Origin of the sequence: Qipengyuania marisflavi, assembly GCF_005884405.1 — a bacterium.
GTDB classification, from domain to species: domain Bacteria; phylum Pseudomonadota; class Alphaproteobacteria; order Sphingomonadales; family Sphingomonadaceae; genus Qipengyuania; species Qipengyuania marisflavi.
This window is the reverse complement of sequence record NZ_VCAO01000001.1, coordinates 36096-62663: the sequence shown is the minus strand read 5'-3', so window position 1 is coordinate 62663 and position 26568 is coordinate 36096. Positions and strand designations below refer to the sequence as shown.

The following is a 26568-nucleotide window of genomic DNA, read 5'->3' as shown; positions in this document are numbered from 1 at the left end:
CTTGGCGAGCAGGAGAGATGCCAGATGGCCGATGCGCCGACACCCGATTTCGAACATGTGCCCCACCCCGCCCCCACTCCTGACGCTGCGCGCGACGAGGCGCTGAAAGATCCCGGGTTCGGGACGCTGTTCACCGATCACATGGTGGTGGTGGATTATGACGCGGACAAAGGCGGCTGGCATCAGGCCGTGCTCGGCCCGCGCGGCCCCATCACGCTCGATCCCGCTGCGGCGGTGCTGCATTATGCGCAGGAAATATTCGAGGGCATGAAGGCCTATCAGCAGGAAGACGGTGCGATTGCGCTGTTCCGGCCCGATGCCAATGCGCGCCGCTTCAATGACAGCGCGCGGCGCATGGCGATGCCTGAACTGCCCGAAGCTCTGTTCCTTGATTCGATCCGCCAGCTGGTCGCGGTGGACCGCAAGTGGGTGCCAACCATTCCCGGCGGGGCACTGTACCTGCGCCCCTTCATGTTCGCATCCGAGGCATTTTTGGGCGTGCGTCCGGCGCGGCAGTACAAATACATCCTTATCGCCAGCCCGGTCGGTGGCTATTTCAAATCAGGCGCGCCCGCTGTGAAAATCTGGGTCGCCCGCGACTACGTTCGCGCCGCAAAGGGCGGCACCGGTGCTGCTAAGACCGGCGGCAATTACGCTGCCAGCCTGGTGCCGCAGGCACAGGCGACAGCCAAAGGGTGCGATCAGGTCGTGTTTCTCGACGCGGTAGAGCGCAAATGGGTCGAGGAACTGGGGGGCATGAATTTGTTCTTCGTATTCGATGACGGCAGCGTGGTGACCCCGCCGCTGACCGGCACAATCCTGCCCGGTATCACCCGCGACAGCCTGATCCAGCTGCTGTGCGAAGAAGGGCTGACCGTTCGCGAAGAGCCCTACAGCATCGAACAATGGCGCGATGATGCGCAGAGCGGGCGACTGCTGGAAACGATGGCCTGTGGCACTGCCGCTGTGGTCACGCCTGTCGGCACCGTGTTGGACGGCGACACGGAATTTACCATCGGCTCAGGCGGTCCCGGTCAGCTGGCGACCAAGATCCGTAACCGGTTGGTTGGCGTGCAAAAGGGCACCATTGCGGACACGCATGGCTGGGTTACGCACATCTAGTCAGGCACATTCTCACGCAATTCCTTCAGCCACACATCGGCAACCGCATCGCTGGGTGCGCGCCAGTCCCCCCGCGGGCTTAGCGCTCCGCCGGAGCTGACCTTGGGGCCATTGGGCAAGGCGCTGCGCTTGAACTGACTGAACCCGAAGAAGCGTTTCAAAAAGTTTTCCAGCCATTTGGAAATGGTCGCAAGGTCGTAAGCGTTTTTGCGCTCTTCCGGGAAATCGATGGGCCACACCCCGGTCTGTGCGTCCTGCCATGCGTGCCATGCCAGAAACGCCACATGGCTGGGTTTCTGCCCCCAGCGAATGATGTGGTGGAGGAAAAAATCATTGAGCTCGTAAGGCCCGATGATGCTTTCCGTCGACTGGATCTGGCCATCCTCACCCGCAGGGACCAGCTCAGGGCTGATTTCTGTGGCTACGATATCTTCCAGCACTGCGCCGGTATCCGCGTCAAATTCGCCGGTCTGCGCGCTCCAGCGGATCAGATACTGGATCAGCGTCTTGGGAATGCCCGAATTGACGCCGTAATGGCTCATCTGGTCGCCGACGCCATAGGTGCACCAGCCCAGCGCCAGCTCGCTCAGATCGCCAGTGCCAAGCACGAATCCGCCATGCTGCCCCGCCAGCCGGAATAGATAATCGGTGCGTAGGCCCGCCTGCACGTTTTCGAAGGTCGTGTCATAAACCGGCTCGCCATCGGCAAAGGCATGGCCGATATTTTCCAGCATCAGGCGCGCGGTGGGGCGGATATCGATTTCATCAGCAGTGATGCCCACCGCCTTCATCAGCCGCCACGCATTGGACTTTGTGTCATCGGAGGTGGCGAAACCGGGCATGGTGTAACCACGAATGTCGCTGCGCGGCCGGCCCAGCCGGTCCATCGCTTTGGCCGCCACGAGCAGCGCGTGGGTGCTGTCCAACCCGCCCGAAATGCCGATGGTGAGGCACTTGGCGTGCGTCGCCTCGATCCGCCGCATCAGCGCATCGACCTGGATGTTGAACGCTTCGTAGCAATCCTCGTCCAGCTTTTCACGCCGGTTAGGCACAAAGGGGAAGCGGCGGATGGCGCGTTTCAGGCCGTGATCACCCGGCGACGGCTGGTGATCAAAGGTGATGCGGCGAAAGCTGTCTTCGGGACGCCCCTCGGCCTCTGCGGCATCGTTGAAAGTGCCCATGCGCAACCGTTCGGCCAGAATGCGCTGCGTATCAATATCGACGACGCACAGCTCCGGCTCGCGGTCGAAGCGAGTACTTTCGGCCATCAGATCACCCAGCTCGTAAATCATCCCCTGCCCGTCCCACGCAAGATCGGTGGTGCTCTCGCCATAACCCGACGCTGAATAGGCATAGGCGCAAACCGAGCGGCTGGAGCTGGCGCGGCTGAGCATATGGCGCTCGTCAGATTTGCCGATGGTAATGTTGGATGCGGAAAGGTTCAGCAGGATCGTCGCACCGGCAAGCGCAGCCATAGTCCCCGGAGGGTTAGGCGACCAGTAATCCTCGCAGATTTCGATGCCGAAGGTAAAACCCGGACGGTCCTGAGCGGCAAAGATCAGATCGGTGCCGAAAGGCACATTTTCCCCGCCCAAATTGATGGTCAGCCCGGTGCAATCACGACCATGCGCGAACCAGCGCTTCTCATAAAATTCACGGTAATTGGGCAGAAAGCTTTTGGGCACCGCACCCAGAATGCGCCCCCGCGCAATCGCCAGAGCGCAATTGTAGATGCGGCCATTGCGGCGCAGCGGCGCACCAATCACCAGCACAGTGGCCAGATCGCGGGTCGCGGCGACAATCGCCTCCAGCTCTGCCTCCACGGCATCCAGCAAGGCAGTCTGCAAATGCAGATCGTCGATGGCATAGGATGACAGGCACAGTTCGGGATACAGCAACAGATCGACCGCCTGATCCTGCGCGCTGCGCGCCTGTTCCAGAATGGCCTCGGCATTGTATGCAACATCGGCGGTCCGTACTCGCGGGGTCGCGGTGGCGGCGCGGACAAAACCATGCGTGTGTCGATCATAAAACGCGTGGGTGCTGCTGGCGCTCATTCGGGCGCTCCTTTTGGACGGGGATATAATGGGTGGTTCGAGCCAGTCGGCAGGTTCACAGATGCCGAGTTGGGAAAGGCGTTTCTGCACTGCAGCACGGGCGATCCGGCCCTTGGCTTCCCAGCCATAGACCGTCCGGCTTGGCCATGCTGCAGGTGATCCATATTGCGCGCCAAAGTCCTCCGCTGACAGAGGCGGAATGTGCGCTTCACGCCATTCCCTGATTTTCTGGCCTGCGCAGTGCATGACCATAAGAGTATCCCGAAAGGATACTAAGCTGCAAGGATTTCCTTCGCCGCTGGGCTGACTTTCAGGAATTCCAGCAAACCCCGCTCCTCGCGGGTCAGCCATTTTGTAGCGCGCGGGAGTTGCAAGTCGGCTCGCCATTGTTCCTGGTGGTCAACACAGTCAATCACTGCCGGATGGATATAGCTGCGGCGCGTCACTGCTGGCGTGTTGCCAAGATGGCCGGACACCACGTCTAGTAGCGCCTTGATCGTCAGCTGCCCCTCGGCCTCCGCCAAATGACCGAATGCCAGCACGCTGGCGTGCCAGGTGCGGAAATTCTTGGCGGTAAAATCCTCACCCATGGTTTCACGCAAATATTCGTTCACGTCGGACGAGCTGACGGCATGACGCTCCCCATCATCGTCGACATATTTGAACAAATTCTGGCCAGGCAAATCCTGCATCTTGCGCACAACCCGCGCCAGACTGCCATCAGTCAGCGTCACTTCACGCAGCAGCCCATGCTTGCCCTTGTACCGCAGCTTCAACGTCTTGCCGGTCAGTTCCGCATGACGCCGCCGCAGGGTCGTCGCCCCAAAGCTCTTGTTACGCTGCGCATACCCTTCATTTCCGATCCGCACCGCGCCCAAATCGAGCAGGCGCACCACGCTGGAAATCGCTCGTTCGCGGGTCAGTGTGCGGTCGGCAAGATCGCTCTCGACCCGCTTACGCACCAGCGGCAGCAAATTGCCAAATGTCTGGCAGCCATCGAACTTCTCGGCCTCGCGCATCGCGCGGAATTCCGGGTGATAGCGATATTGCTTGCGCCCCTTGGCGTCATAGCCGGTGGCCAGAATATGGCCGTTGCCGCCGGGGCAGAACCACGCATCGACATAGGCCGGCGGCAGCGCCACTGCGTTCAGCCGCTTTTTCTCCTGCCGATCAGTGATCAGATCACCTGATGGATCGTAATAAGCCCAGCCCTTGCCCGCACGCTTTCGCGTGACCCCCGGCAAATCATCGTCGATGTAGATGAGCTTGTTCATGGCGTAGGCAATACTCTTGGCGCGGCCATCGGGTTCCACTTGCCTGCCAACCCGCGCTTCCCCACCTAGCCATGCAACCGCTTGTCAGCTCAGGAGAACACGCATGGCCGATGCCGCTTACACCCCGCCCGAAGTCTGGACCAATACGGATACCAGCAGCAAATTCTCCAATATCAACCGCCCGACCGCTGGCGCGCGTGATAATCGCGAACTGCCCGTGGGCGAGCATTCGCTGCAGCTCTATTCGCTCGCCACGCCCAATGGGGTGAAGGCCTCTGTCATGTTGGAAGAGTTGATCGAAGCCGGCCACGATGCAGAATACGATGCCTGGACCATCGACATCAGCGAAGGCGATCAGTTCACCAGCGGATTTGTCGGCGTAAATCCCAATTCCAAGATACCCGCCCTGCTCGACCGCAGCGGTGCAGAGCCGGTGCGCCTGTTCGAAAGCGGCGCGATCCTGATCCATCTGGCCGAGAAGTTCGGCGCATTCCTGCCCACCGACACCAGCCGCGCCGAAGTGCTGAGTTGGCTGTTCTGGCAAGTCGGTAGCGCCCCCTTTATCGGCGGCGGTTTCGGCCATTTCTACGCATATGCGCCCGAAAAACTGGAATATCCGATCAACCGTTTTGCCATGGAAACCAAGCGGCTGTTCGATGTTGCTGATCAGCGGCTGGCGCAAAGCGAATATCTGGGCGGACCGGAATACACCGTCGCGGATATCGCCACCTTCCCATGGTTGGCCCCCTTTGTTGACGGAAAAATCTACGGCGAGGCCAAGACCTTTCTGGCCATTGACGATTACAAAAACGTCGCACGCTGGGCCAGGCAAATAGGCGAGCGACCCGCCGTGCGGCGAGGCCGGATCGTCAACAAGGCATGGGGCGATGAGGGCGAGCAATTGCTCGAACGCCACTCCCCCGCCGACTTTGCAGGCAAGAAAGTCTGATCCGGCCCTTCACACCCGCCCCAGAGGCGTTATAGGGACCACCGCCTGCTGGGGTGTAGCCAAGCGGTAAGGCACCGGTTTTTGGTATCGGCATGCGCAGGTTCGAATCCTGCCACCCCAGCCAGCATTTCCTGGCCATCACCACCTTACGCCAAGCGGCATCGCCGCTGGGCCTGTGGTGTGGTCATGGATAGCTTGCGAACACCGCAAAGCCTTTGGGTCCGAAAGCGATCACTTGATATGGCTGGACGCGGCCGCCCTGCTCCATACCCGGTGAGCCAATCGGCATTCCCGGCACGGCCAGTCCGGTCACATCGGTGGGCCGGTCTTTCAGCAATTTGGCAATGGCCTCGGCAGGTACATGCCCTTCGATGATATAGCCTTCGATCTCCATGGTGTGGCATGACCATAGCTGCTGAGGGACACCCAGCCGTTCTTTCAAAGCCGCCATATCCGCTACATCCTGCGCCCCCGCCTTCCAGATGGTCGCGCCATGCAAGGCAGCAGCCGCAATTGGCATCACGGTACATTGTGTAGACGGCGCTATGGGCAGCCGGGGCACAGGCCAGCACCCCCAATGCGAGCGAGACGAACAGACCCGCATTGCGGAGTTTGAGCGAAAGGGAGCCAATAATGATGCGTCTCCGACAGCAGCAGAGTGAGGTTGCTCCCCTACGCTGTCGATCTCTGTGGGATCAAGGTGTGGCCGTGATTAGTGGCACAAAGCCTGCGTGAGCCAAGCGGTCACGAAATGGTAGCGGAGGAGGGTGGTAGCGGAGGAGGGAAATATAGAGAGCATATAACGTGCTGATTTACCTAATAAACTTTTTGAGTCGTCTTGCAAATACCCCCATCAATACCCCCAAAATCGGACAGATGAGATAAAGCGCCTTTGGCAAACGACGACTTGTTATTCGTAGTGACTGGTAAAACGAGCGTCGGCCGTTTTTGGGCCGATCAGAAGGCGAAACGCCAGGTCACGATCCATGCGCCTGATCGGACATCGAGGGCATGTCATGGTCGGGCATGGATGGCATATAGTGGCCCGCATGAGGATCGGGTGTGTTGCTAGGCTGGGCATTCACCGGCGGGGGAGTGGCCGCAGGGGACGACGCTACTACCGGAGTGCTCGCCGGTCGGTCTGGTTGCCTACCGGCAGTCGCAGCTTCACCCGACCGGTTCGTGTTGGCCTCTCCAGCGGGAAAGGCAGCGTTGTCTCTTTCGCCTTCGCCAGCACCTGTGCTCTCGGTCGGCGGGGCCGTATACAGTGGCAAGGCTTCAGCTTCTGATGAAGTGTCCTGCGTCTGATCACAGGCAGCGAGCCCTAGCCCCAATGCCGCCGCAGCAAGGGGGGCAACAAACGCGTTCCGATTTGATCTGCGCATCATTCTATCCTTCAAAGCCAGAAGATACCAAGATGATTGGCACCGTGCGCAAGCTCGCCGCCCAGAAATCCCTGCACCAGCACTAGAGCGGCCATGGCAAAGATTGCGGCGCGAAACGCGGTCCGGCTCGCGGAAGCACGGCTCGCCAGATAGGCCATCGCCAGACCGAGAACCGCGATCAGCATTCCGTTCCAGCGATGAACCTGCATCGCAGTATCTCCGCCGAACCAGAGACCGGTATGGATCCAACCGAATATGGCCGCCACGACCGCCCCGGCGGCACCGCCATAAACAAGTACGCGCACTGCCGACTCTAGGCCTGTGCCCTTCCGTGCGATGACGAATAGCTCGGTGAGAGCGGCCATAAAGAACAAGGCGATCGGAAAGTGTACGGTGGCGGGATGCAGCGACTTGAGCACACCGACCACGCCCTTGTCGCCTTCGTCTGCATCTTGTCCCTTCGCCCCGTCATGATCAGCAGCCGTGTCGCCGTGCCCCTGCGCAGCCTGGATATCTTTTGACGCCGCATCGGAGACGACAGCACTGGCCGCTTCGCCATGTTCCTCGTCGCCATGGGCCTGGGCCGGACTTATCCAGAGCAGACTGGCGGCCACAATAGCCATGAATTGTATTCGTTTCATTCTCTACGGGCTCCGGTCTTGGCGATGGTCGTGCAACCTATTGTGTCTGTAATGCTCTGCGAACCTTCATCTCTTGCGGTGATAGAGCGCGGCGATCGTCGACGCGTGAGGGTTCAAATTTTACTCACGAGATGGTCGGACCTCCTGCCTTGCACCGCGCCCTGGTAAGAGTGTGGCCAGGCTCAGGCACAAAGCGAGAGCCCGGCCACCGCCTCCTAATCGTCTTGCGCCATGTTCTCGTGAGCCGCCATCTGCTCCATCATGTCATGCATCATCATCATGTGCTGGTGACAGGCCGCCATCATATCGGCGTTGTCCCCCTGCATCATGCCCGCCATGTGTTCCTGCATTTTTGCACGATGTTCGGCCATAAGCCTTTGGCGTTCGGCAGGATCGCTCGCCGCGTGGGCCTGCTGCATCAGCGCGCGCATTTCAGCCATCTTCTCGCGGTGGGCCGTCATGGCCGCCGAATCCTGCATCATATGGCCAGCGTGTGACTGCTGCTGCGCCGCCGCTTGATCCCCGTGGTCATGCTGTTGCCGGGCCATTGCCGGGGTGGTTGCCAGGCCGGTGGCGAGCGCGAAAGCTAGAACTGTCAGTTTCATGGTCGATTTCCTTTCGTCGGTCTTGCGGTGGATGCTGTGTGCAGTCATCCTCTTTACGCAGCCGCCATCTCTTCCCCTCAAACAATCCGCAGCAGCGGTGGGGCTGGTGGGCCGAAGCACGGCCGGTTGCAGCGGTGCTGTTTTTCGGCCACCTTTTTGAGAGAAGCCGATAACGACGAATGGGGAGTATCATGGTGCCAGCAGAGCCGTCGGAGAAGCAGTCGTGAGCACGGTCAATGAGAACGGCAGCTGGGATATCCCGGAGCCCGATCATGCCGATCTGGTGCAAATGCGCATTCGCCTCATTACTCTCGAGAACATAGTTCTTGGCCTTTTGTCCGGGGCGAGCGATGAACAGATCGAACAGATTAGGAAACGTGCGGACATGATCGAACCGCGCCCCGATGCGAGCCGGCACCCGCTTACCGAACTGGCAGCAGGTGACATGCGGAAATTTCTCAAACGCGCTGCTCGCATGGCCGAGTCGGAGGGCCGCGAAAATCATGACTGATCCGGGCTTTGGGGCAGCGAAGGCGCTATGCAGGAAGTGGAAATCCGGCCGCTTGCTATTTGCTGGCGCAGATTTTTCGGGCGTACCTGCAACATGACCAGAACCCATTGGCTGATCCTTATTTGCGGGAGCCTGATCGCGTTCGTCTGGGAGATTTTCCAGATGCCATTCTTCGAACCGGGTGATCTCGAACCCTTCGAGCGGACCATTCGCTGCGGCATTGCAAGCCTGGGCGATGGCGTGATCCTGCTGACAGCTTATAGCCTTGCAGGATTACGTGGCGGGCACGCGTGGCTCTGGCAAGCCGCCAAAATGCCCTATGCGATCTATTTCGGCTTCGGGCTTGTCGTCGCGATCGCCGTCGAAATGATCGCCACATCGCTTCCGGCAAACAGTTTCCTGAGCTGGCGCTACAGCGAGTTGATGCCGCAAGAGCCAGTGACGGGACTGGCGCTGATCCCGATCGCGATGTGGACGATCGTGCCCGCGCTAACGATCCTTCTGGTCCGCTTTGCCCGAGCCGAACCTGATTAAACTGGGAGCGGCTTCAGGGGGCATTCGGCACATGTTTCGCCCGCCGCCTGATCCTGGGAAACCGGTTGGCAAGCAGGACAAAGCCCGAAACCGCGATGATTGTCCCGCCGATCCCGAACAGTAGCAGCCACCAGCTGTTGATGCGGTCGCGCTGCGTCCAGTCCATGATATGCAGCCCCCAGATAAAATCGAACAGACGCCAGGTGTCGCTGCGGGCAGCGAGCACCGAGCCGCTCGATGCATCGATGTAGACGCGGGTATTGTCCTCATCGCCATAGGTAATCTGCCACGCGGGGAACGGACCCCGGAATTCGGTCCCGACAGCACCTTCGATGAGGCGCGTGGTCGCTATGGTGGTTGGTGGCCCCGTCCAAGCATGGCGAGCGATGGCCTGTGCGCTCGCGCTCGAAAGAGGCGAAAGGAGAGCGCCGCTGTTCGGGTCGCGGAGCGAGACGCTTTCATCGTCCCGACGGATCTCGGTTACTGTCCTGCCGCCGACCGCGCGCGTCGCAAGGGAAACCACCCCCTCCCTGCTATCGAGCCACTCGGGCATGGCAGCATTAGCGGGCAGAACCTCCGGTGCGCGCGAAACGACATGTTCGGACCGGACCTCTTCGATGTCGAGGAACGACATCAGCGCCCCGGTGGCCATCCATAGAAGCACCTGGACGCCGACAAAGACTGCCAGCCATTTGTGAAGCTTGCTGCCCAGCACATGCAGACGCAGCTTGAAAGAGCGTGTCGCCAATCGGTGTTCCCCCGATCAAATCAGTTGTTACGCGGCGCTCGTGACGACGAATGGTACTGAACGATCTTCCAGCCATCCGCATCATGGGCAAGCACCGAGGTCGCAACGCCTTCGCGGTCGATCACGCGGCCGTCGGCCAGTTCGATCCGATAGGTGTACGATTCGCGGCCATACGCCATATGTCCCATCCGGGTGACTGCGAGCGTCGGTTCGCCGAAGGTGAAGCTGGTTATTGCATCGAGTTCCGGTCCCAGGTGATGCTCCATGTAATACGTGAAGCTGCCTTCCGCCTTGCCGTTTTCGTAAACGAAGGATTCCTCGGCAAACAGCGCGGCCATGGCCTCTGCATCGCGCGACGTCAGGGCATCCCGATATGATGTCAGAACCGCCTCGGCTTCCGCAACGTCATCATTCATCGCATCCATATGCTCGGCGTGGTTCATGCCCTGCTCCGTATGGTCCATCTGCGTCGAAGCCATAGGGTCCGAGTGCGCGGAATGATCCATGGATTGTGCCAGGGCGGGAGTGCCGCCTGCAGCCAAGGCCAGGGCGACCGCGCTTAGAGATAGTCTTATCCTCATTGTATATTTCCTTCTCTTAAAACCAGAATCGCATGCCCACGACGTAATTCGTCACGCTAGGGTCTTCCCCTGCGGCGCGTGCAAAATCGGCACTCTGACCGATCCGCCACTCCTGGGAGACGCCGACATAGGGCGCGAATTCGCGTGCGAACTCGTAGCGAAGACGCAGACCTGCCTCGATCCGGTCGAGGCCAGCGCCAATGCCGAGTTCGGGAATATCCTGAGCCGAAAGAGCGATTTCGGCTCGCGGCTGGAGGATCAGCCGCTGCGTGATGCGCTGATCAAGCTCGCCCTCGAAGCGCGCGGTTACATCACCCTTGTTCGATACGAACGCTGCAACGTCGACCTCGAACTGGTAGGGAGCAATGCCCTGTATGCCAATGACAGCATGGGTGCGCTCGGGTCCTGTTAAATCCTGGCGCACACCTGTCTGTAGGTCGAAAAAGGGAGCGATCGCCCGGCTCCAGAGTGCCTGGACTTCGGCTCCCTCGACAGGCTCACCGAAGCTGCCTTCGCCCTCGGATTTGAACCAGAACTTGTCGATATCACCACCATAATAGCCCTGGATGTCCCAAAGATATCCATCCACTCCCTCGCGGGCGCGGTATTCGAGCCGGTCGCCCTGAAACCAGAAGCGCATCCCGCCGTCGGTCTCGCGGACAAGTTCGCGCCGCGCTTCGTTCATGGCTTCCTCGCCCCAGATCGCGACCGCCGCGCGCGCGGGACCGCTCCCGGCTTCGGGAGGAGGCGGCAGCAGCGGGATATCGTCGTTCGAGCCCATCTGCATCGCCGAATGGTCCATGCCCTGCATATCCTGCGATCCCGTCTGCCCATGGTTCATCTGGCTGTGATCCATCTGCCCATGGTCCATCGACGAGTTGCTGGCTTCCGCCTGACCCATGTCGCCTTGGTTCATCTGCGAATGATCCATCGCGCCTTCGGCAGGCGTGCCATGCGGCATCGAGCCATGATCCATTCCTTCATGACTCCCGGGTGTAGTCTCCGGACGGGCAGCGTCCATCGGCATTGCCATGCCCGAATGACCATCCTGAGCGGTCGTCGAACCATGAGACATAGTCGAATGGTCCATCGTCGAATGATCCATGGCAACTTCAGGCTGGGCCACTGGTTCGCAAGCTCCTTCGGCTACCGGGTGCCCCATCGCGCGATGGCGCTGGGCTTCTTCTTCGCACTTTGTCTTGGCGTCAGCCTGCGCCTCGGCGCTCTGCTGCGGCTCCGCGGGCGAATGACCGGCATGCTGCGCCGCAGCGGGGGAGGCGAGAACTGAGCCGACTGCGATCGATGCGAGCAGGCTGGTAATACGAATCTTCATGCTTCGCTCCCATCGGGATTGGCGACAGTGACGATCTGAAACATCCCGGCATGCATGTGGTAGAGAAGGTGGCAGTGGAAGGCCCAGTCGCCCGGCTCGTCCGCCGTCAGGTCGAACTGCGCGCTGCCGCCCGGCTGCACGTTAACCGTGTGCTTGAGCGGCTGACGATCGGCAGGTGCGCCGTTAACCAGTTCGAAGAAGTGCCCATGCAAGTGGATCGGGTGCGCCATCATCGTGTTGTTTATCAATTTGACACGCACGCGTTCGTTATAGGCAAAGCGGATCGGCTCGTCGGAGACGGCGGAGAACTTCTTGCCGTCGAACGACCACATATAGCGTTCCATGTTCCCGGTGAGATGGATTTCCATCCGCCGCGAGGGAGTCCGCCCCTCCTGATGAGGTGTCAGCGAGCGGAGCTTGCGATAGTCGAGGGTGCGGTGGGGGACATCGGCAAGGCCGATGCCGGGGTCGCCCATACGGTCGACCGGGTTCATCGAGACCATGTCGAGACCGGGCCCGACCTTCACGTCGGGAGGCAGGAGCGATGTATCGCGCATCTGCATACCTCCCGCCATGCCAGCCATTCCGGCCATCTCCGCCGAACCGCCATCCATACCGGACATCCCATCCGCGCCAGCCGCTCCGCTCGATCCGTGGTCCATTCCGGCCATACCGCCGGCGCCATGATCCATGCCGGTCATACCGGCATCGTTGCTGCCAGCCCCGTGGTCCATACCGCTCATGCCCATATCAGCCATGGTCAGAAGCGGGGGATCGCGCAGCGGCGGAATGGCCGCGCGCGCGCCAGGCGCGCTCGCAAGCGTTGCGATCCCCATTCCGGACCTATCCACCGACTCGGCCACCAATGTGTACGCCTGCTGCTCACCCGGCGTCACGACGACGTCGTAGGTCTCCGCGACGCCGATCTGGAACTCGTCCACTTCGACCGGCTCGACGTTCTGCCCGTCGGCTTGAACGACGGTCATCGGCAGGCCTGGAATGCGGATATTGAAGAAGGTCATGGCCCCGGCATTGATGAAGCGCAGCCGCACGCGCTCGCCCGGACGGAAGAGATATTCCAGATTGTCGAGCGGGCCATGACCGTTCAGCAGGTAAGTGTAGGCTGGGGCCGACACATCGCTAAGGTCGGTCGGCATCATACGCATTCTCGCCCACATCCGGCGATCCTCGCCCGAAAGCGGATAGTCGTCGGTCCAGGTATTCATGTTGTAGTTGAAGTAGCCTTCGCCCTTCTTGAGCTTGTCGAAAATCGTGTGGGGCGACATTTCGCTGAATTCGCTGAGCACCACGATATATTCGCGGTCCGCCTGGACCGGATCGGGTCCAGCCGGATCCACCACAATGGCGCCGTAATGCCCGGCCTGTTCCTGCAGGCCGCTATGCGAGTGCCACCAGTAGGTGCCCGACTGGCGCACCGGGAATTCAGCGGTGAAGGTCTCTCCGGGCTTGACGCCGGGGAAGCTTACACCTGGCACCCCGTCGAGTTCGAATGGCACGAGCAGCCCGTGCCAGTGGATCGAGGTGTCTTCCTCGAGCTGGTTATGGACGTTCAATCGGACGGTCGTGCCTTCCTTCAAACGCAACAACGGGCCGGGGATCGTGCCGTTGACGGCGATGGCGCCGCCGCGTCTGTTGCCGGTTGCAAAGGCAGACCGCGCGACAGTGAGGTCGATATTCGGCCCGGATACTTCATCCAGCCCTTTGCGGGCGTTTCCTGCAAGGATGTCCGCGCCGCGCGCCCAGGCCGGCATGGCACCGGAGAGACCAAGCAGGCCCAGCCCGCTAGCACTTGTTCCAAGGAATCTTCGGCGATTGAGGGCAGGCATAGGGGGCTCCTGAAAATGCGTATACCGTCACATACGCGGTCAGCTGCCCTACCCCTCAAACTTTTCGAACCGCTCCTTCAGCCGGTTGCGCGCACGATAGATGCGCGTCTCGACGGCTTTCTCGGTGGTGCCGAGCAGCTCGGCAGCCTCGGCCTGGCTGTACCCCTCGACAGTGACCAGCACGAGCGCCTCTTGTAGGCGCACCGGCAAGCGCCCGATTTCGGCCTGGACCAGCCGCAGCTGTTCGCGGGCTCCGGCAACATTTTCGGGATTAGGGGCATCGTCGGCAACGGCGTCGGCTTCCCGCCCATCCGGCAAACCAAGGAAGCCAATAACTTTCCTGCGGCGGAGCTTGTCGCGGCACCGGTTGAGAACGATTGTCGTCAAATAGGGACCGATGGGCTTGCTCGGATCGAGGCGATGACGTGTCAGCCAGACCGACGCGAGACCGTCCTGAACGACATCTTCGGCCCGCGATGGTGAACCCAGCATGCGCGTGGCAAGCGCAATCAACCGGGCGATCTCGCTCTCGACGAGAGCTGTGAACGCCCGCTTGTCACCGGCTATCGCCCGCCCGATCAGAGCTTCATCCGAAGTGTCATCCACCGCTGCCAAGGCTGGTCAGTCACGCGGATCGCGCGTGAGGGCCGCGGACACTTTCCGGTCGAACTGGAGCTGCTGATCGGAATCGAGAATTTCCCGCATGTCGAAGACGTGGCGCACGGTCGCTTTTTGCAAATCGCCCATGCGCGCATGCACCTCGTCGATCGCGGCACTGACTTCGGGCCCGTATTCTTGCTCGGTTTCCATTGCCTGGGCGAGCTGGGCGTTGGCTGCGCGCGCAGAGGCTTCGAGCCTTGCCTGTTCTACCGCGAAACGCGCTTCGAGCGCATCGAGCCGCTGCTCCTGGTCAGCCGTGAGCGACAGCTCATCGTGCACGAACTGGTGCAGGCCGCCCTCGGCATCGTTGTTGGCCCAGCGATCGGCGGCAAGCGCTCCTAGGCATCCGGCGAGCGCCGCCAGCAGGACCGCAAGGACAAGGTGAAACTTCTTCAACGTCTATGACCCCACATGAAGCAATGCAGCGGGTGACAGGGATTCTCCGCCAACGAGGCTCTCGCCAACAATTTCTGTAGGAGCGCCGTTTTCGGACGGCCATCCGCTGGTCCCTGCGCCTGCCGTTAGGCCGACGACAAACAGACCGGCGAACAAGGCCATTCTGCGCCGCTGATCGGCAATTTCCCCCAGCTGCCCTGCGCGCTGCCAGACGCCGTTCATGAAGTCGGGCGGCACGTCGCCAGCCTTCTGCGAGGCCATGGTGCCGAGCATCGCATCGAGTGTCTGATTGTCACGCATCCCTTGCTCCTGTCGGTTGCACGGTTCCTATACGCGATGCTTCGCGCAAACCCTCAAGTTTCTTTTTTGAGGGGTGCGGGTCGGCGACGCGTAAGAGGAGTAAGTCAAGCAACAGCGGCAAGTACCAGCGTCGAATAGGAGCCATGGCATGAAAAGCGCGGCAGTTCCGCCAAAAGAGCGCGAGTTCACTCCGCCGCTGGGCAAAAGCTGGCTCACGCCGTTCTATGATCGCGCGATCGCAGTCTTTACGCGCGAGAGACGGTGGCGCCGCGCAATCGTCGAAAAGGCCGCATTGCTGCCCGGCGACAAGGTCATCGATGTCGGGTGCGGCACCGGGACCTTGCTCAGGGCGCTGATGGCCAACTGCCCCGAAGCCGGCTTCATCGGCGTTGAGCCCGACCCCGCAGCGCTGGCTATCGCGCAGCGCAAGTTCGGTGCCGGAGCCGATATGGTCCGGTGGCACAACGGCTTTCTCGATAGTCTCGAGCTTTCCGACGGCTGGCGGCCAAACAAGATCGTCAGCAGCCTCGTCCTTCACCAGGTCCCCGTATCGCAAAAGCGCGCGATCCTCGACCAGATCGAGAACCTGCTCGCCCCCGGGGGCATGGCGCTGATTGCCGACTATATGCGGCAGGATGCTCCACTCATGCGCGCGCTGTTCCGTTCGAGCGTTCAGCTTCTCGACGGCGTCAAGGACACCCAGCCGAGCGCCGACGGAGCCGTCGAGAAATTGCTCGCCGAGATTTTCGCGGACGCCGAATTGCTCGATCGTATCCATACCGCGACCGGAACCATTTCTCTCTGGCGCGGCATCAAGAAAGGCAATGCTCAATGAACCTCATGAAAGATTCGAGACCGCTACGCCGTTCGCTGGCGGCCTCGCTCCTCCTCGCCATTGCAGCCTGCTCGAATGCGGCCCAGGCCGCGACCTACACCATGTTCCGCGACGCAGGGTGCGGCTGCTGTCTCAATTGGGCCGGTCACGTAGAACACGGACTCGAAGCAGAGGTCGCCTCGGTCGACACCGACGACATGGCTGCGCTCAAGACAGCCAGGGGTGTGTCGCAGGATCTGTGGTCGTGCCACACGATGGAAGTCGATGGCTATATCATCGAAGGCCACGTGCCCGCCGATGCCATCGCGAAACTATTACGCGAAAGCCCCGAAGGCGTGGCAGGCCTGGCTGTGCCCGGAATGCCGCTTGGCTCGCCCGGAATGGAAGCCGGGGACCGGGTGCAGCCGTATGATGTCATCGCCTTCGGCTCAGGCGGGCAGCGCGTTTTCGCATCCTACCCGTGACCATGGACAAGCCATCTCAGCGCCAACTCTAACGGAGGACCATCATGTCAGACTATTCGGTCAAAACCTCAATACTGATATGGGGCTGGACACTCAGCCTCTTCCTGCTTTTCAGCTACCTGATCTGCATCGGTTTCGGCCTGCTCGCGCCCGAACAGGCGCATATGCACGAAGCGTGGGCGCCGCTGCTTCCCGGGTTCGAATGGCTGACCATCTCGGGCTTTCTGGCAGGCGCTCTCGGCAGCTTTTTGTACGGTTGGTACATCGCGATCATTGGGGTGCCAATGCTGCGATTTTTCCGGAACCGATTCAGGACGTAGCAGATCGGCGGCGATGGCCGCTTGCCTTGAAACTCGCGGAGCGTTTTTCGGTCGCGCAGGCAGTCCGCTTTAGGCCGCAATTTGCTCGAGCGCCCCGAGCAAAACGCAACTCTCCGGCTTTGTCCTGAAAGTTTTTTGAGGGACGCGGCAAGGGCGAACGTACTGGTCGACATAATCTTTCTTTCACGGGAGACCATCGACAGGGGAAAGTCTTGCAAGACCATGAGCACGAGAATCAAAGCGAAACGGCTGGCTCGATAACCCTGCTGGGCGGCGTTGCGATGGGTACCGGCGTCATGATCGGTGCCGGCATATTCGCGCTGACCGGGCAGATCGCCGAGCTCGCCGGTCCGCTCTTCCCCCTGTCTTTCATCGCCGGCGCGCTGGTAACTTCGCTGGCGGCCTACAGCTATATCAAGATGTCGAACAAATGGCCGTCTTCGGGCGGCATCGCGATGATCTTGCAGAAGGCCTACGGACCCGGCGTCATTGCCGCGTCGGCATCGCTCCTGATGGCTCTGTCGATGGTCATCAATGAAAGCCTCGTGGCCCGCACCTTTGCGACTTACGCGCTGCGCCCGTTTGGCCTCGAAAGCAGCGGGTGGCTCGTTTCGCTGGCAGCGCTTGCACTCATCATCTTCGCCTATCTCGTCAATGCAGCGGGCAACAAGTCGGTAAGCGGCTTCTCGCTCATCATGTCCGCCATCAAGATCGGCGGTATCGCGCTGTTCGCAGTCGCGGCGATCTGGGCCAGCGGATTTTCATCAGGCGCATTTTCGCAGTCCGTTTCGCTGACCAATGCAGAAGCCCTGCTCGCCTCGGTTGCTTTCTCGATCCTCGCCTTCAAAGGCTTCACCACGATTACCAATAGCGGCGGCGAAATCGTTGACCCGCACAAGAATGTCGGCCGAACCATCATGATCTCGATAGCCGTCTGCATCGTGATCTATCTGCTTGTCGCAGTGGCGGTGGGTTCGAGCCTGAGCATATCCGAGATCGTCGAGGCGCGCGATTATTCGCTCGCGGCTGCGGCGCGTCCGGCGCTGGGAGAACTGGGCTTCTATTTCACCGTGGCGATCGCGATCGCCGCCACCACTTCGGGCGTGATAGCGAGCGTATTTGCCGTGTCGCGCATGCTTGCGATGCTGACCGACATGAAGATGATCCCGCACAGCCATTTCGGCATGAGCGGCGGGATTCGCAGCCACATGCTGGTCTATACGGTGGTCATTGCCGGGACGCTTGCGGTCCTGTTCGATCTGTCAAGGATCGCCTCGCTGGGCGCCTTCTTCTACCTCGTCATGGATATGCTGGTTCACTGGGGCGTCCTGCGCCACCTGCGCAAGGAAGTCGGCGCGCGCGCAACAATACTTCTGACAGCGCTCGCGGCAGATGGCGTGGTCCTCGCAGCCTTTACCGCGGCCAAATTGCGCAGCGATCCTGCCGTTGTCGCCTACGCGGCGATCGGCATCGTCGCAGTCTTCGTGGGAGAATGGATCTACCTCTCGCGCAATTCCGAAGCGCCCGCATCTCCTGAAGATGATGGGTCAGGAGAGAAAAGGTGATGGCACCTTCTTCAACCAGCTTTGCCGCTTTTACGCCGGGCTTTTTCGAAACCGTTCACCGAAAACCGGCGTTGAGCACGAGAAACGTCAGGCAAAACAGATGGAGCGATTCATGACGACCCGAACAGCGGCGGTCTACCGTATGGTCATGGAGGACCATGTCTGTCCCTATGGCATCAAGACGGTCGATCTCCTCACACGGCAAGGCTTCGAGGTCGAGGATCATCACCTGACCAGCAGGGAGGAAACCGACGCATTCAAGGACAAGCACAACGTCGAGACCACCCCGCAGACCTTTATCGAAGACAAGCGCATTGGCGGCTATGACGATGTCCGCGAGTTCTTCGGCAAGAGCCGTTCGCAGCCAGAGGAAGGCGAGACCAGCTATCAGCCGGTCATTGCGATTTTCGCGGTCGCGCTGCTGCTCGCGCTAGGGCTGAGCTGGGCGTTTTTTGACGATCTGTTCACCGTCCGGGCCGCGGAATGGTTCGTCAGCCTGTCGATGACCCTGCTCGCCGTCCAGAAGCTTCAGGACGTGCGCAGTTTCTCGACAATGTTCCTCAACTACGATCTGCTCGCACGGCGCTGGGTGCCCTATGGCTTCGTCTACCCGTTCGGCGAAGCCGCTGCCGGCATTCTGATGACCGCAGGCGCGCTGACCTGGCTCTCGGCCCCGCTGGCATTGTTCATTGGCACCGTCGGCACTGTCAGCGTCTTCAAGGCTGTCTACATCGACAAGCGTGAGCTCAAATGCGCTTGCGTCGGTGGGGGCAGCAATGTGCCGCTCGGCTTCGTCTCGCTGACCGAAAATCTGTTCATGATCGGAATGGGTCTGTGGATGGGCGCGAAGCTTCTCGCATGATCACCGCGCTCCTTCTCGCCGTCTTTCTGTTCCTTGCAGCCGTCGCTTCCCACCTTGCCATTCTGGGTGTCGGCCACCGGCTTCTCGATCGCCGCCGCGATACGCTGGGAAAGCTTGCAGTCTCGCTACTCGTGCTCGCGTCGCATTTCCTGGTCGCGATCCTTTTTGCCGCAGGTTTCTGGCTGGGCGCGCAATGGGGCCTGGGAGGGTTCGACAAGGCGCCTTCCATGGACTGGATGGACTACTTCTATTTCTCGCTCATCAACGTGACCACACTGGGCCTGGGCGACATTTATCCGACCGAGCACCTGAGAGTTCTCGCCGGCGTCGAGGCCCTTACCGGCTTCGCTCTCATCAGCTGCTCGGCGCAGCTATTCTGGACCATGATGCAAAAAGGAGAAAAAGCATGACCGAAAAGACCTCCCACTCGGACAAGGGAGGGGGCGGCAGCTACTGGCGATTCATGGCCATGGTGTCGACCTCGACCGTGATCATGTTCTTCCTGATGTATGCCAACACCTTTACCGTCGATGATCTTTTCTGGAGCGAAACGCGCTTCTGGATGATGTTCGTCATGGGCGCGATGATGATGGTTGTCATGCTGCTCTTCATGTGGGGCATGTACAAGGACCGGACCAAGAACTTGATCATCCTGGGCGTCGGGGCCTTTGTGTTCGCGCTCGCACTATGGCTGGTGCGCAGCCAGACCACCGTTGACGATACCGAATATATGGCAGCAATGATCCCGCACCACTCAATCGCGATCATGACCAGCGAACGCGCGAGCCTGAAAGATCCTCGCGTGCGCGAACTCGCGCAGGCCATCATTGTCGCACAGCGCCGCGAAATCGCCGAGATGAAATACCTCATAGACGATATCGAGCAGAACGGTCCTCGAACCGAAGAACGCCTGCCCGAGGAGATGCAGCCATGAACAAGATAGCTTTCACGGCGCTCATCGCGCTGCCGCTTGCCGCCTGCAATTCGAACACCGCTCCGGGCAACGACCGCGAAGCCCAGCTCGACCCGCCTGCCACTGCCGCGCCGATCGAGGACGCGGCCAGTGCACTGGCAAATGTTGACCCGGGCCTCATGCTTCCCGGGACCATGAATGACGCGGACCTTGCTGCTCTGGGCGCAGGACAGGCCTGCCAGTTCCGCCTGACCGAAGTGGCCTTTCCCTCGTTTGTCTATGACGGTGACGGGGGCGGAGCGATCAAGATCAATGGCAAATTGATCCCCGTGACCGCCGATGGCCCTGGCAGCTATGCGAACGGCGAGCTTCGGATCAAAACCCGCATGCTGGATGATGAAGGCGATGCGGGCCTGCAAATGCAGGAGATGATCGTGGCAGCACCAAGAGCCAAGGATGAGTTCGGCTTTTGGGGTTATACCACCTGTCCGGCCGACGGAGCCTGATACTGGCAGGGCGCATGGGCGGGCCGTCGGCTAACCCAAGCGCCCGCGCCTCCGCCCTTCGTCGCCCTCACCATTTTTACAGGAACAAGCAGATGACCGATACGAGGCCCATCGCTGTCTTCGGCGCAGGCGGGAAGACCGGCACCGAGCTCTTGAGGCGTGCCATTGCCCGAGACATACCGATCCGCGCCTTTGAACACACCGTGCCTGGGCCAGGCGAGCGGGTGGGCGACTTCGAATATATCGAATGCGATGTGCTGTCGGATAATTTCGCGGGCGATCTCGATGGCTGCCGCGCGGTTATCTCGACCCTCGGTGTCGCTTTCGGTCCGGGCAATGCGATCGATCCACCGCCGCTCTATACCGATGGCACGCGCAACCTGCTCGAGGCGATGGCACAAGCGAAGATCGACCGCATTGCCGTAATCTCCGCTGCCTTCGTCGAACATCAGTCGAGCGTCCCGGCCTGGTTTGAACTCACTGCCAAGCCTGCATTGTTCAATATACTCGAGCAGATGCGCTCCATGGAAGTGATGCTCAGCGACGCCCAAGGTATTAAATGGACGGCCGCACGGCCGGGCTGGCTGCTGGATGAGCCTTACACTGGCGACGCCGTGATTACGGACGAGCGGCTGGCGGAAGGCTGTTTCCGGTGCCGTCATGCTGATCTCGCGGCGAGCCTGCTTGAATTCGTGTGCGAAGACACCTGGATCAACGCAAAGCCTGCCATCGGCAGGCCCGAAGCCGAACGTTTCGAAAGTCCTGGTGCCATCAAGGCCGAACTCGGTATCGATTGAGCGTCGTATCATTTATCGTTCTGTAACAAGCCCGAACGTTACAAGTTTTGAGCAACAGATAAGGAAAATTGTATGTTTCTGGAGAAGATCAAAACCCCTGGCCTCTCGCACCTTTCCTACATCATCGGTTCGGGCGGACAGGCAGCGGTCATCGATCCGCGCCGGGACTTCGAGGTCTATGTCGAAAGGGCCCGGGCTGAAGGGCTGGAGATAACGCATATCTTCGAAACCCATCGCAATGAGGATCTGCTCAGCGGCTCGCCGATCCTTGCGGACTTGACTGGTGCGACGGTTCACCACGGTCCCAATCCGGCCGGAAACGTGGCCTTCGCCAACACTACGCGCGAAGGCGATTGTTTCGAGCTGGGTCAATTGAAGATCGAAGTGCTTGAAACACCTGGACACACCGACGATCATCTCGCTTTCGTCATCCATGACAGCGAATATTCCGAGGGACCGGTCGGCGTCTTTACCGGCGATGCCTTGTTCGTCGGCGATGTCGGACGCACCGATTTCTATCCCGAGCGCAAGGAAGAAGTCGCGGGCCTTCTTTTCGACTCCCTGCAGAAACTTTGCCGCCTCGGCGACCAGGCGATCATCTACCCGGCGCATGGTGCGGGCTCGGTCTGCGGGTCGGGAATGGCGGACCGGGAATTCTCGACAATCGGCCACGAGCGGCGCAACAACCCGCGCCTGCGCATCTCCGACCGCGATGAGTTCATCAAGGCGAAGGTAGCAGAACACCACTACCAACCTCCCTATTTCCGGCTGATGGAACGGCTTAACCTCGAAGGGGCCGATGCCGCGCCGCGGATTATGCGGCCAAGGCGTCTGGGGCTGGACGACCTTCGCGAGAGCGGCGCCGATCACCTGGTCGATGTGCGCGAGCCGCTCGCCTATGCCGCCGGTCATATGCCGGGTGCCATGTGCCTTCCGGTGGGAATGATACCGGCCTTTGCCGGATGGTTCCTCGGTGAAGGCGACAGGATTGCCCTCGTCGCTTCCGAGGAAGACCAGCTAGCCCACGCCATGGCCCATCTGGTGCGCATCGGTCTCGATAATGTTGTCGGCGGCTATGTCGGCGTGGTTCCAGCCGCTGCTCAGGGCAAAGCGATGCGCAGCATTCCCATGATTGGCACCGAGGAAGTCGCGCGCAGGCTCGATCAAGACAGCTGCGAATGGACTTTGCTCGACGTGCGCGACGCGGACGAACGACAAGATGCAAGCATCGACGGGTCAGAGCATATCTATGTTGGCGAGCTCAACACGCGATGGAAAGAGCTCGACCGCGACCGCCACTACACGCTGATGTGCGCGAGCGGCATGCGGGCGAGCGTTGCGGCAGGCTGGCTCGCAAGCCAGGGCTTCAAGCGCCTCGACATCTATCTCGGTTCCATGGGCGCTTGGAAAAACGCGCATGGCTGAAGTTTGGCCTGTCAGACTTCGAGGCGCAGACCCCGCAGCCGCAGCGCATTGCCTATCACCGATACGGAAGAGAGGCTCATGGCTGCGGCCGCAATCATCGGGCTGAGCAGCACTCCGAAGAAGGGATACAGCACGCCTGCCGCGACCGGAATGCCGAGTGTGTTGTAAGCGAAGGCGAAAAACAGGTTCTGCCGGATGTTGCGCATCGTCCCACGCGACAGCACGATGGCCTGCACCACTCCTGTCAGGTCGCCGCGAACCAGCGTCACGCCTGCGCTTTCGATTGCGACATCGGTGCCGGTGCCCATCGCAATACCAACATCGGCGGCAGCCAGCGCAGGAGCATCGTTGATCCCGTCCCCGGCCATGCCGACCCGGCGACCTTGCGCTTTCAGCTCTTCGATCTTGCGGTGCTTGTCTTCGGGCGAGACATTCGCATGCACTTCGTCGATTCCCATTTCACGGGCGACCGCTTCGGCAGTGCCGCGGCTGTCGCCCGTGAGCATAACGACCCGGATATCGCGCTTGTGCAGTGCCGCAATGACCGCTGCACTGGTAGGCTTGATCGGATCGGCCACCGCGATGAGCCCTGCCGGACGGCCATCGAATGCCACGAACATCACTGTTTGACCCTGCCTGCGGCCACTTTCGGCCGTGCCGAGCCAGGCCTCGTCATCGATCCCGACGCGCCGCATCATCTTCTCATTGCCGATCGCAACCCGGCGGCCCTGGACATTGGCTTCAACACCTTCCCCGGTCGTCGAAGCGAGATCCGTGGCATTGGCGGGCGAGACCCCGCGCGTCCGCGCACCTTCGACGATGGCGTGGGCCAGCGGATGTTCGCTCCCCATTTCGACGCCTGCAACCGCAGCCAGGAAATCGGCTTCGTCGATTCCTTCTGCTGGCGTCACCGCCACCAGATCGGGCTTGCCCATCGTCAACGTGCCGGTCTTGTCGACCACTAGCGTATCGATCTTCTCGAGTGTCTCCAGCGCCTCGGCATTGCGGATCAGGATGCCATGCTGGGCACCCTTGCCCGTGCCGGTCATGATCGACATCGGCGTAGCGAGACCAAGCGCGCAGGGACAAGCGATGATCAGGACCGCAATGGCATTGACCAATGCGTAGGCAAGCGCAGGTGCGGGACCCCAGATTCCCCAGACCACGAAGGTGGCGATGGCTATCACCACCACCGCAGGCACAAACCAGCCCGCCACCTGATCCGCCAGTCGCTGGATCGGTGCGCGGCTGCGCTGCGCCTCGGCCACCATCTGGACGATCTTGGACAGCATCGTGTCCTTGCCCACGCCGGTTGCGCGCATAATGAACCCACCAGTCTGGTTGACTGTGCCGCCGATGACTGTGTCGCCAGCCTGTTTGGCGACCGGAAGCGGTTCGCCGCTGATCATGGATTCGTCGATGGCGCTCGATCCCTCCTCGATTTCTCCATCGACCGGAACCTTATCGCCGGGGCGGACGCGCAGACGATCGCCTGTGGCCAGCTGGTCGAGCGGCACCTCGCGCTCATCGCCGGAGCCGAAGATCTTGACCGCGCTGGGCGGTGCCAGCTCGAGCAATGCGCGCAAGGCGCTCGAGGTCGAGCCCCTGGCCTTGAGCTCGAGGACCTGTCCGAGCAGGACAAGCGTGGTTATGACCGCTGCCGCCTCGAAATAGACCCCGACCCGTCCCGAATGGTCGCGGAACGCTGCAGGGAACAGATCGGGCGCGACCGTCGCCACCACGCTGAACAGATAGGCGATGGCAACGCCAAACCCGATCAGCGTGAACATGTTGAGATTGCGCGTCTTGAGCGACTGGATGGCCCGAACGAAGAACGGCCAGGCTCCCCAAAGAACAACCGGTGTGGCAAGGGCAAACTGCGCCCATTGCGCCCAGGCAGGTTCGATCAGCCCGTCGAAACTGAGCCCCGGTGCCATGTCGCTCATCGCGTAGACGAACAGAGGCAGCGTAAGCAGTGCGCTCCACCAGAACCTACGCCGCATGTCGACCAGTTCGGGGTCGGGGCCATCGCCCAGCGAAACCGTTTCCGGTTCGAGCGCCATGCCGCAAATCGGGCATGAACCTGGCCCGGGCTGGCGGATTTCAGGGTGCATCGGGCAGGTGTAGATCGTGCCTTCGGGCACATCCTCGACCGCGTCGAGATGCGCGCCCGAGAGATAGAGCTCGGGATCGGTGACGAACTTGTCGTGACAGCGCGGCGAACAGAAATAGTGTTTCGCGCCATCATGCGTCGCGATATGCTGAGCCCCGTCGATTGCAACGCTCATGCCGCAAACCGGGTCGATCGCAGTACCCTCGATTACGCTCTCGTTCTTGCTCATCGCCTGTCCTTCCTAGCTCTTCACGACTACGAACTGCCCCATCATGCCTGCATCCTCGTGTTCGAGAATGTGGCAGTGATACATGTAGGGCAGGTCTGGGTCGGTGTGTTCTTCAAAACGCAGGAGAAGGCGTACCTGCTCGCGCGGGTTGACGATCACGGTATCCTTCAAACTGGTTTCCAATGGTGGGGGCGCTCGGCCATCGCGGTCGATCACACGAAACTGGACGTTATGGATATGAAACGGGTGGGCCATCATCGAAGCGTTGGCGATCTCCCAGATTTCCCATTGGCCGACCGGCACACGTTCGTTGATCACATTCATGTCCATCGCAGCACCGTTAATGGACATTCCGCCGCCCATCATGCCCATGTCGAGAACGAAACGCCGGGTTCGGACGGCTGACGACAGGTCGGGTGGAGCAAGCGATGCCAGTTGTGTCGGCACCCTGATGCGCTGGGCCGAACTTGCCGGCCTGATATCGAGGATTTGAAACACGTCTGCGGAAGCATCGCCGCTATCGCCGCGCCCCGTCATCCCGCCGCCCATCATTCCGCGTCCGCCCATCATGTCCATGGCGTTTTCGGGACTGCTGGCAAGAAGGCGAAGCGGGCGTCCTTCCGAGAGATCGATAATTACCTGCGCGCGCTCCCCCGGGGCGAGCCTGACCGAGCGGACGATGTGCGGACGATCGAGCAAGCCGCCATCGCTCGCGATCAGTTGCATCGAACGATCACCTTCGAGCGAAAGATCGTAAAGGCGGGCGTTCGATCCATTGAGGATGCGCAGCCGCAATTGGCCTGTCTGTGCGTCGAACACAGCGTTTTCAGTGCCGTTGACGAATATCCGGCTCCCGCGCACGCCCATCATCCGCGTGTGCATGCTCAGCGGGTACACCAAGCGGCCGGATCCATCGATGACGCGGTCCTGCACGATCAGCGGAATGTCGTCGACGCCATAGTCGCTCGGCAAGTCGAGGCGCTCTTCCTCGTCATCGCGAACAAAAATCGGCGCGGCAAGCCCGGCATAGACCTGCGGCCCGGCTTCGCGTTCCAAATGCGAATGACACCAGTAGAGCGAAGCCCGCTGGCGAACTTCGAAAGAGGGGCTCCAGCGTTCGCCGGGACGGATCAACTGATGCGGTCCGCCATCGGCTGCGGCAGGAAGTTCGAAACCATGCCAATGGACCGTAGCGCCTTCGGCCAGCTTGTTGTCGATATGAAACTGCACCCACTCGCCCCGGCGCATTTCAAGCGTCGGTCCCAGATAGGGTGCGTCGATGCCGATGGTGGGCGAAGCAACACCGGGGACGAATTCCTTCTGGCCCGGTGTCAAAGACAGGCGGAAAACCCGTGCGCCCTGCTCAATCTCGCCACGCTGCAAGGGCGGTATAGCGAGTGGATTGGACCCGTCAGTGCTGTCCAGCATCGATGCGTCTTGCGCTTTGCATCCCGCAAGCGGGAACGCGGCAAAGCCTGCAGCAGCAAAACCAGCGCTTTTGATCAGTGTGCGGCGGTCCACGGGGAATGCCTGGGTGATGCGCGGTATCCGGATCATGCTCCTCCTGTTTCGCGATGGGCGGCACCAGATTTGCCT

The 26568-nt window shown here is 60.8% G+C and carries 28 protein-coding genes and 1 tRNA gene; 15 read left to right on the top strand and 14 right to left on the bottom strand.

Features of this window, described 5'->3' with window-relative positions; genetic code table 11:
- Nucleotides 1–24: 24 nt before the first annotated feature.
- Nucleotides 25–1122: a branched-chain amino acid aminotransferase gene (locus FEV51_RS00315; RefSeq protein ID WP_138615253.1), complete on the top strand. Its 1098-nt coding sequence runs from the start codon at nt 25–27 to the stop codon at nt 1120–1122.
- On the opposite strand, the gene FEV51_RS00310 is transcribed toward FEV51_RS00315, so the two are convergent.
- Complete coding sequence (locus tag FEV51_RS00310; RefSeq protein WP_138615252.1) at nt 1119–3179, bottom strand: NAD(+) synthase; 2061 nt, start codon at nt 3177–3179, stop codon at nt 1119–1121. The genes FEV51_RS00315 and FEV51_RS00310 overlap by 4 nt on opposite strands.
- Nucleotides 3180–3451: 272 nt before the next feature.
- Nucleotides 3452–4453, bottom strand: a complete 1002-nt coding sequence (locus FEV51_RS00305) for a DNA topoisomerase IB (RefSeq protein ID WP_138615251.1) — start codon at nt 4451–4453, stop codon at nt 3452–3454.
- A 103-nt stretch (nt 4454–4556) separates the two neighbouring features.
- Here FEV51_RS00305 and yghU point away from each other — a divergent pair, with 103 nt between their 5' ends.
- Both yghU and FEV51_RS00295 read left to right on the top strand, forming a co-directional pair.
- On the top strand, nt 4557–5402 hold the full coding sequence (gene yghU / locus FEV51_RS00300) for a glutathione-dependent disulfide-bond oxidoreductase (protein WP_138615250.1): 846 nt from the start codon (nt 4557–4559) through the stop codon (nt 5400–5402).
- Between the two features lie 49 nt (nt 5403–5451).
- Nucleotides 5452–5526: transfer RNA gene (locus FEV51_RS00295), tRNA-Gln, on the top strand.
- A 60-nt stretch (nt 5527–5586) separates the two neighbouring features.
- On the opposite strand, the gene FEV51_RS00290 is transcribed toward FEV51_RS00295, so the two are convergent.
- The 3 genes from FEV51_RS00290 to FEV51_RS00280 all read right to left on the bottom strand — a co-directional run bounded on the left by FEV51_RS00290 (nt 5587) and on the right by FEV51_RS00280 (nt 8033).
- Nucleotides 5587–5922: a DUF411 domain-containing protein gene (locus tag FEV51_RS00290; RefSeq protein WP_342773714.1), complete on the bottom strand. Its 336-nt coding sequence runs from the start codon at nt 5920–5922 to the stop codon at nt 5587–5589.
- 876 nt (nt 5923–6798) lie between these two features.
- Nucleotides 6799–7410 (bottom strand): DUF2231 domain-containing protein, encoded by a 612-nt coding sequence (locus FEV51_RS00285; protein ID WP_246034377.1) that lies wholly within the window; start codon nt 7408–7410, stop codon nt 6799–6801.
- A 233-nt stretch (nt 7411–7643) separates the two neighbouring features.
- Nucleotides 7644–8033, bottom strand: coding sequence for a hypothetical protein (locus FEV51_RS00280; RefSeq protein WP_232725746.1), 390 nt, complete (start codon nt 8031–8033; stop codon nt 7644–7646).
- A 223-nt stretch (nt 8034–8256) separates the two neighbouring features.
- Between FEV51_RS00280 and FEV51_RS00275 the strand changes: the two genes are divergently transcribed.
- Nucleotides 8257–8544 carry a hypothetical protein gene (locus FEV51_RS00275; RefSeq protein WP_007163866.1) on the top strand — a complete coding sequence of 96 codons (288 nt, stop codon included), beginning with the start codon at nt 8257–8259 and terminating at the stop codon, nt 8542–8544.
- A 27-nt stretch (nt 8545–8571) separates the two neighbouring features.
- Nucleotides 8572–9078: a hypothetical protein gene (locus FEV51_RS00270; protein ID WP_246034376.1), complete on the top strand. Its 507-nt coding sequence runs from the start codon at nt 8572–8574 to the stop codon at nt 9076–9078.
- A 13-nt stretch (nt 9079–9091) separates the two neighbouring features.
- Here FEV51_RS00270 and FEV51_RS00265 read toward each other — a convergent pair whose 3' ends face one another.
- The 7 genes from FEV51_RS00265 to FEV51_RS00235 all read right to left on the bottom strand — a co-directional run bounded on the left by FEV51_RS00265 (nt 9092) and on the right by FEV51_RS00235 (nt 14943).
- Nucleotides 9092–9826: a PepSY domain-containing protein gene (locus tag FEV51_RS00265; RefSeq protein WP_246034375.1), complete on the bottom strand. Its 735-nt coding sequence runs from the start codon at nt 9824–9826 to the stop codon at nt 9092–9094.
- A 20-nt stretch (nt 9827–9846) separates the two neighbouring features.
- Nucleotides 9847–10305: a YybH family protein gene (locus FEV51_RS00260; protein ID WP_246034374.1), complete on the bottom strand. Its 459-nt coding sequence runs from the start codon at nt 10303–10305 to the stop codon at nt 9847–9849.
- 118 nt (nt 10306–10423) lie between these two features.
- Entirely contained in the window at nt 10424–11740 is a 1317-nt protein-coding gene (locus FEV51_RS00255; protein WP_007163862.1) for a copper resistance protein B, read from the bottom strand.
- Nucleotides 11737–13587, bottom strand: coding sequence for a copper resistance system multicopper oxidase (locus tag FEV51_RS00250; protein ID WP_138615247.1), 1851 nt, complete (start codon nt 13585–13587; stop codon nt 11737–11739). The genes FEV51_RS00255 and FEV51_RS00250 overlap by 4 nt, the downstream gene beginning before the upstream one ends.
- Before the next feature lie 48 nt (nt 13588–13635).
- Nucleotides 13636–14193: an RNA polymerase sigma factor gene (locus FEV51_RS00245; RefSeq protein WP_371876727.1), complete on the bottom strand. Its 558-nt coding sequence runs from the start codon at nt 14191–14193 to the stop codon at nt 13636–13638.
- A 15-nt stretch (nt 14194–14208) separates the two neighbouring features.
- Entirely contained in the window at nt 14209–14643 is a 435-nt protein-coding gene (locus FEV51_RS00240) for a periplasmic heavy metal sensor (RefSeq protein ID WP_138615246.1), read from the bottom strand.
- 3 nt (nt 14644–14646) lie between these two features.
- A complete protein-coding gene (locus FEV51_RS00235; RefSeq protein ID WP_007163858.1) occupies nt 14647–14943 on the bottom strand; it encodes a hypothetical protein in 297 nt (98 codons plus the stop codon).
- Between the two features lie 148 nt (nt 14944–15091).
- On the opposite strand from FEV51_RS00235, the gene FEV51_RS00230 reads away from it, so the two are divergent.
- The 10 genes from FEV51_RS00230 to FEV51_RS00185 all read left to right on the top strand — a co-directional run bounded on the left by FEV51_RS00230 (nt 15092) and on the right by FEV51_RS00185 (nt 22630).
- Nucleotides 15092–15778 carry a class I SAM-dependent methyltransferase gene (locus FEV51_RS00230; RefSeq protein WP_086438291.1) on the top strand — a complete coding sequence of 229 codons (687 nt, stop codon included), beginning with the start codon at nt 15092–15094 and terminating at the stop codon, nt 15776–15778.
- Nucleotides 15775–16242, top strand: coding sequence for a DUF411 domain-containing protein (locus FEV51_RS00225; RefSeq protein ID WP_007163856.1), 468 nt, complete (start codon nt 15775–15777; stop codon nt 16240–16242). The genes FEV51_RS00230 and FEV51_RS00225 overlap by 4 nt, the downstream gene beginning before the upstream one ends.
- Before the next feature lie 44 nt (nt 16243–16286).
- Nucleotides 16287–16562, top strand: a complete 276-nt coding sequence (locus FEV51_RS00220) for a hypothetical protein (protein ID WP_007163855.1) — start codon at nt 16287–16289, stop codon at nt 16560–16562.
- Nucleotides 16563–16774: 212 nt separating this feature from the next.
- Nucleotides 16775–18127 (top strand): APC family permease, encoded by a 1353-nt coding sequence (locus FEV51_RS00215; protein WP_007163854.1) that lies wholly within the window; start codon nt 16775–16777, stop codon nt 18125–18127.
- A gap of 112 nt (nt 18128–18239) precedes the next feature.
- A complete protein-coding gene (locus FEV51_RS00210; RefSeq protein ID WP_090480206.1) occupies nt 18240–18989 on the top strand; it encodes a glutaredoxin family protein in 750 nt (249 codons plus the stop codon).
- On the top strand, nt 18986–19399 hold the full coding sequence (locus tag FEV51_RS00205) for a potassium channel family protein (RefSeq protein ID WP_007163852.1): 414 nt from the start codon (nt 18986–18988) through the stop codon (nt 19397–19399). Before FEV51_RS00210 ends, FEV51_RS00205 begins: the two co-directional genes overlap by 4 nt.
- Nucleotides 19396–19923: a DUF305 domain-containing protein gene (locus FEV51_RS00200; protein ID WP_007163851.1), complete on the top strand. Its 528-nt coding sequence runs from the start codon at nt 19396–19398 to the stop codon at nt 19921–19923. Before FEV51_RS00205 ends, FEV51_RS00200 begins: the two co-directional genes overlap by 4 nt.
- Nucleotides 19920–20408, top strand: coding sequence for a DUF6692 family protein (locus FEV51_RS00195; RefSeq protein WP_007163850.1), 489 nt, complete (start codon nt 19920–19922; stop codon nt 20406–20408). Before FEV51_RS00200 ends, FEV51_RS00195 begins: the two co-directional genes overlap by 4 nt.
- A 92-nt stretch (nt 20409–20500) precedes the next feature.
- Nucleotides 20501–21205 carry an NAD(P)-dependent oxidoreductase gene (locus FEV51_RS00190; protein WP_086438289.1) on the top strand — a complete coding sequence of 235 codons (705 nt, stop codon included), beginning with the start codon at nt 20501–20503 and terminating at the stop codon, nt 21203–21205.
- Nucleotides 21206–21277: 72 nt separating this feature from the next.
- The gene (locus FEV51_RS00185) at nt 21278–22630 is read left to right on the top strand and encodes an MBL fold metallo-hydrolase (RefSeq protein ID WP_007163848.1); all 1353 of its coding nucleotides are present in this window, start codon (nt 21278–21280) and stop codon (nt 22628–22630) included.
- 11 nt (nt 22631–22641) lie between these two features.
- On the opposite strand, the gene FEV51_RS00180 is transcribed toward FEV51_RS00185, so the two are convergent.
- Together FEV51_RS00180 and FEV51_RS00175 are read right to left on the bottom strand one after the other, a co-directional pair.
- Nucleotides 22642–24972, bottom strand: coding sequence for a heavy metal translocating P-type ATPase (locus tag FEV51_RS00180; protein ID WP_007163847.1), 2331 nt, complete (start codon nt 24970–24972; stop codon nt 22642–22644).
- A 12-nt stretch (nt 24973–24984) separates the two neighbouring features.
- Entirely contained in the window at nt 24985–26529 is a 1545-nt protein-coding gene (locus FEV51_RS00175; RefSeq protein ID WP_007163846.1) for a multicopper oxidase family protein, read from the bottom strand.
- Between the last annotated feature and the right edge of the window lie 39 nt (nt 26530–26568).

Bases quoted from the DNA above. Each gene is read 5' to 3' on its own strand.
- FEV51_RS00250 (WP_138615247.1), bottom strand. From the start codon at position 13,587: ATGCCTGCCCTCAATCGCCGAAGATTCCTTGGAACAAGTGCTAGCGGG.
- FEV51_RS00255 (WP_007163862.1), bottom strand. From the start codon at position 11,740: ATGAAGATTCGTATTACCAGCCTGCTCGCATCGATCGCAGTCGGCTCA.
- FEV51_RS00200 (WP_007163851.1), top strand. From the start codon at position 19,396: ATGACCGAAAAGACCTCCCACTCGGACAAGGGAGGGGGCGGCAGCTAC.
- FEV51_RS00305 (WP_138615251.1), bottom strand. From the start codon at position 4,453: ATGAACAAGCTCATCTACATCGACGATGATTTGCCGGGGGTCACGCGA.
- FEV51_RS00260 (WP_246034374.1), bottom strand. From the start codon at position 10,305: ATGGCTTCGACGCAGATGGACCATACGGAGCAGGGCATGAACCACGCC.
- FEV51_RS00185 (WP_007163848.1), top strand. From the start codon at position 21,278: ATGTTTCTGGAGAAGATCAAAACCCCTGGCCTCTCGCACCTTTCCTAC.
- FEV51_RS00175 (WP_007163846.1), bottom strand. From the start codon at position 26,529: ATGATCCGGATACCGCGCATCACCCAGGCATTCCCCGTGGACCGCCGC.
- FEV51_RS00220 (WP_007163855.1), top strand. From the start codon at position 16,287: ATGTCAGACTATTCGGTCAAAACCTCAATACTGATATGGGGCTGGACA.
- FEV51_RS00225 (WP_007163856.1), top strand. From the start codon at position 15,775: ATGAACCTCATGAAAGATTCGAGACCGCTACGCCGTTCGCTGGCGGCC.
- yghU (WP_138615250.1), top strand. From the start codon at position 4,557: ATGGCCGATGCCGCTTACACCCCGCCCGAAGTCTGGACCAATACGGAT.
- FEV51_RS00290 (WP_342773714.1), bottom strand. From the start codon at position 5,922: ATGCCAATTGCGGCTGCTGCCTTGCATGGCGCGACCATCTGGAAGGCG.
- FEV51_RS00205 (WP_007163852.1), top strand. From the start codon at position 18,986: ATGATCACCGCGCTCCTTCTCGCCGTCTTTCTGTTCCTTGCAGCCGTC.
- FEV51_RS00180 (WP_007163847.1), bottom strand. From the start codon at position 24,972: ATGAGCAAGAACGAGAGCGTAATCGAGGGTACTGCGATCGACCCGGTT.
- FEV51_RS00315 (WP_138615253.1), top strand. From the start codon at position 25: ATGGCCGATGCGCCGACACCCGATTTCGAACATGTGCCCCACCCCGCC.
- FEV51_RS00195 (WP_007163850.1), top strand. From the start codon at position 19,920: ATGAACAAGATAGCTTTCACGGCGCTCATCGCGCTGCCGCTTGCCGCC.
- FEV51_RS00270 (WP_246034376.1), top strand. From the start codon at position 8,572: ATGCAGGAAGTGGAAATCCGGCCGCTTGCTATTTGCTGGCGCAGATTT.
- FEV51_RS00190 (WP_086438289.1), top strand. From the start codon at position 20,501: ATGACCGATACGAGGCCCATCGCTGTCTTCGGCGCAGGCGGGAAGACC.
- FEV51_RS00210 (WP_090480206.1), top strand. From the start codon at position 18,240: ATGACGACCCGAACAGCGGCGGTCTACCGTATGGTCATGGAGGACCAT.
- FEV51_RS00230 (WP_086438291.1), top strand. From the start codon at position 15,092: ATGAAAAGCGCGGCAGTTCCGCCAAAAGAGCGCGAGTTCACTCCGCCG.
- FEV51_RS00235 (WP_007163858.1), bottom strand. From the start codon at position 14,943: ATGCGTGACAATCAGACACTCGATGCGATGCTCGGCACCATGGCCTCG.
- FEV51_RS00310 (WP_138615252.1), bottom strand. From the start codon at position 3,179: ATGAGCGCCAGCAGCACCCACGCGTTTTATGATCGACACACGCATGGT.
- FEV51_RS00280 (WP_232725746.1), bottom strand. From the start codon at position 8,033: ATGAAACTGACAGTTCTAGCTTTCGCGCTCGCCACCGGCCTGGCAACC.
- FEV51_RS00285 (WP_246034377.1), bottom strand. From the start codon at position 7,410: ATGGCTATTGTGGCCGCCAGTCTGCTCTGGATAAGTCCGGCCCAGGCC.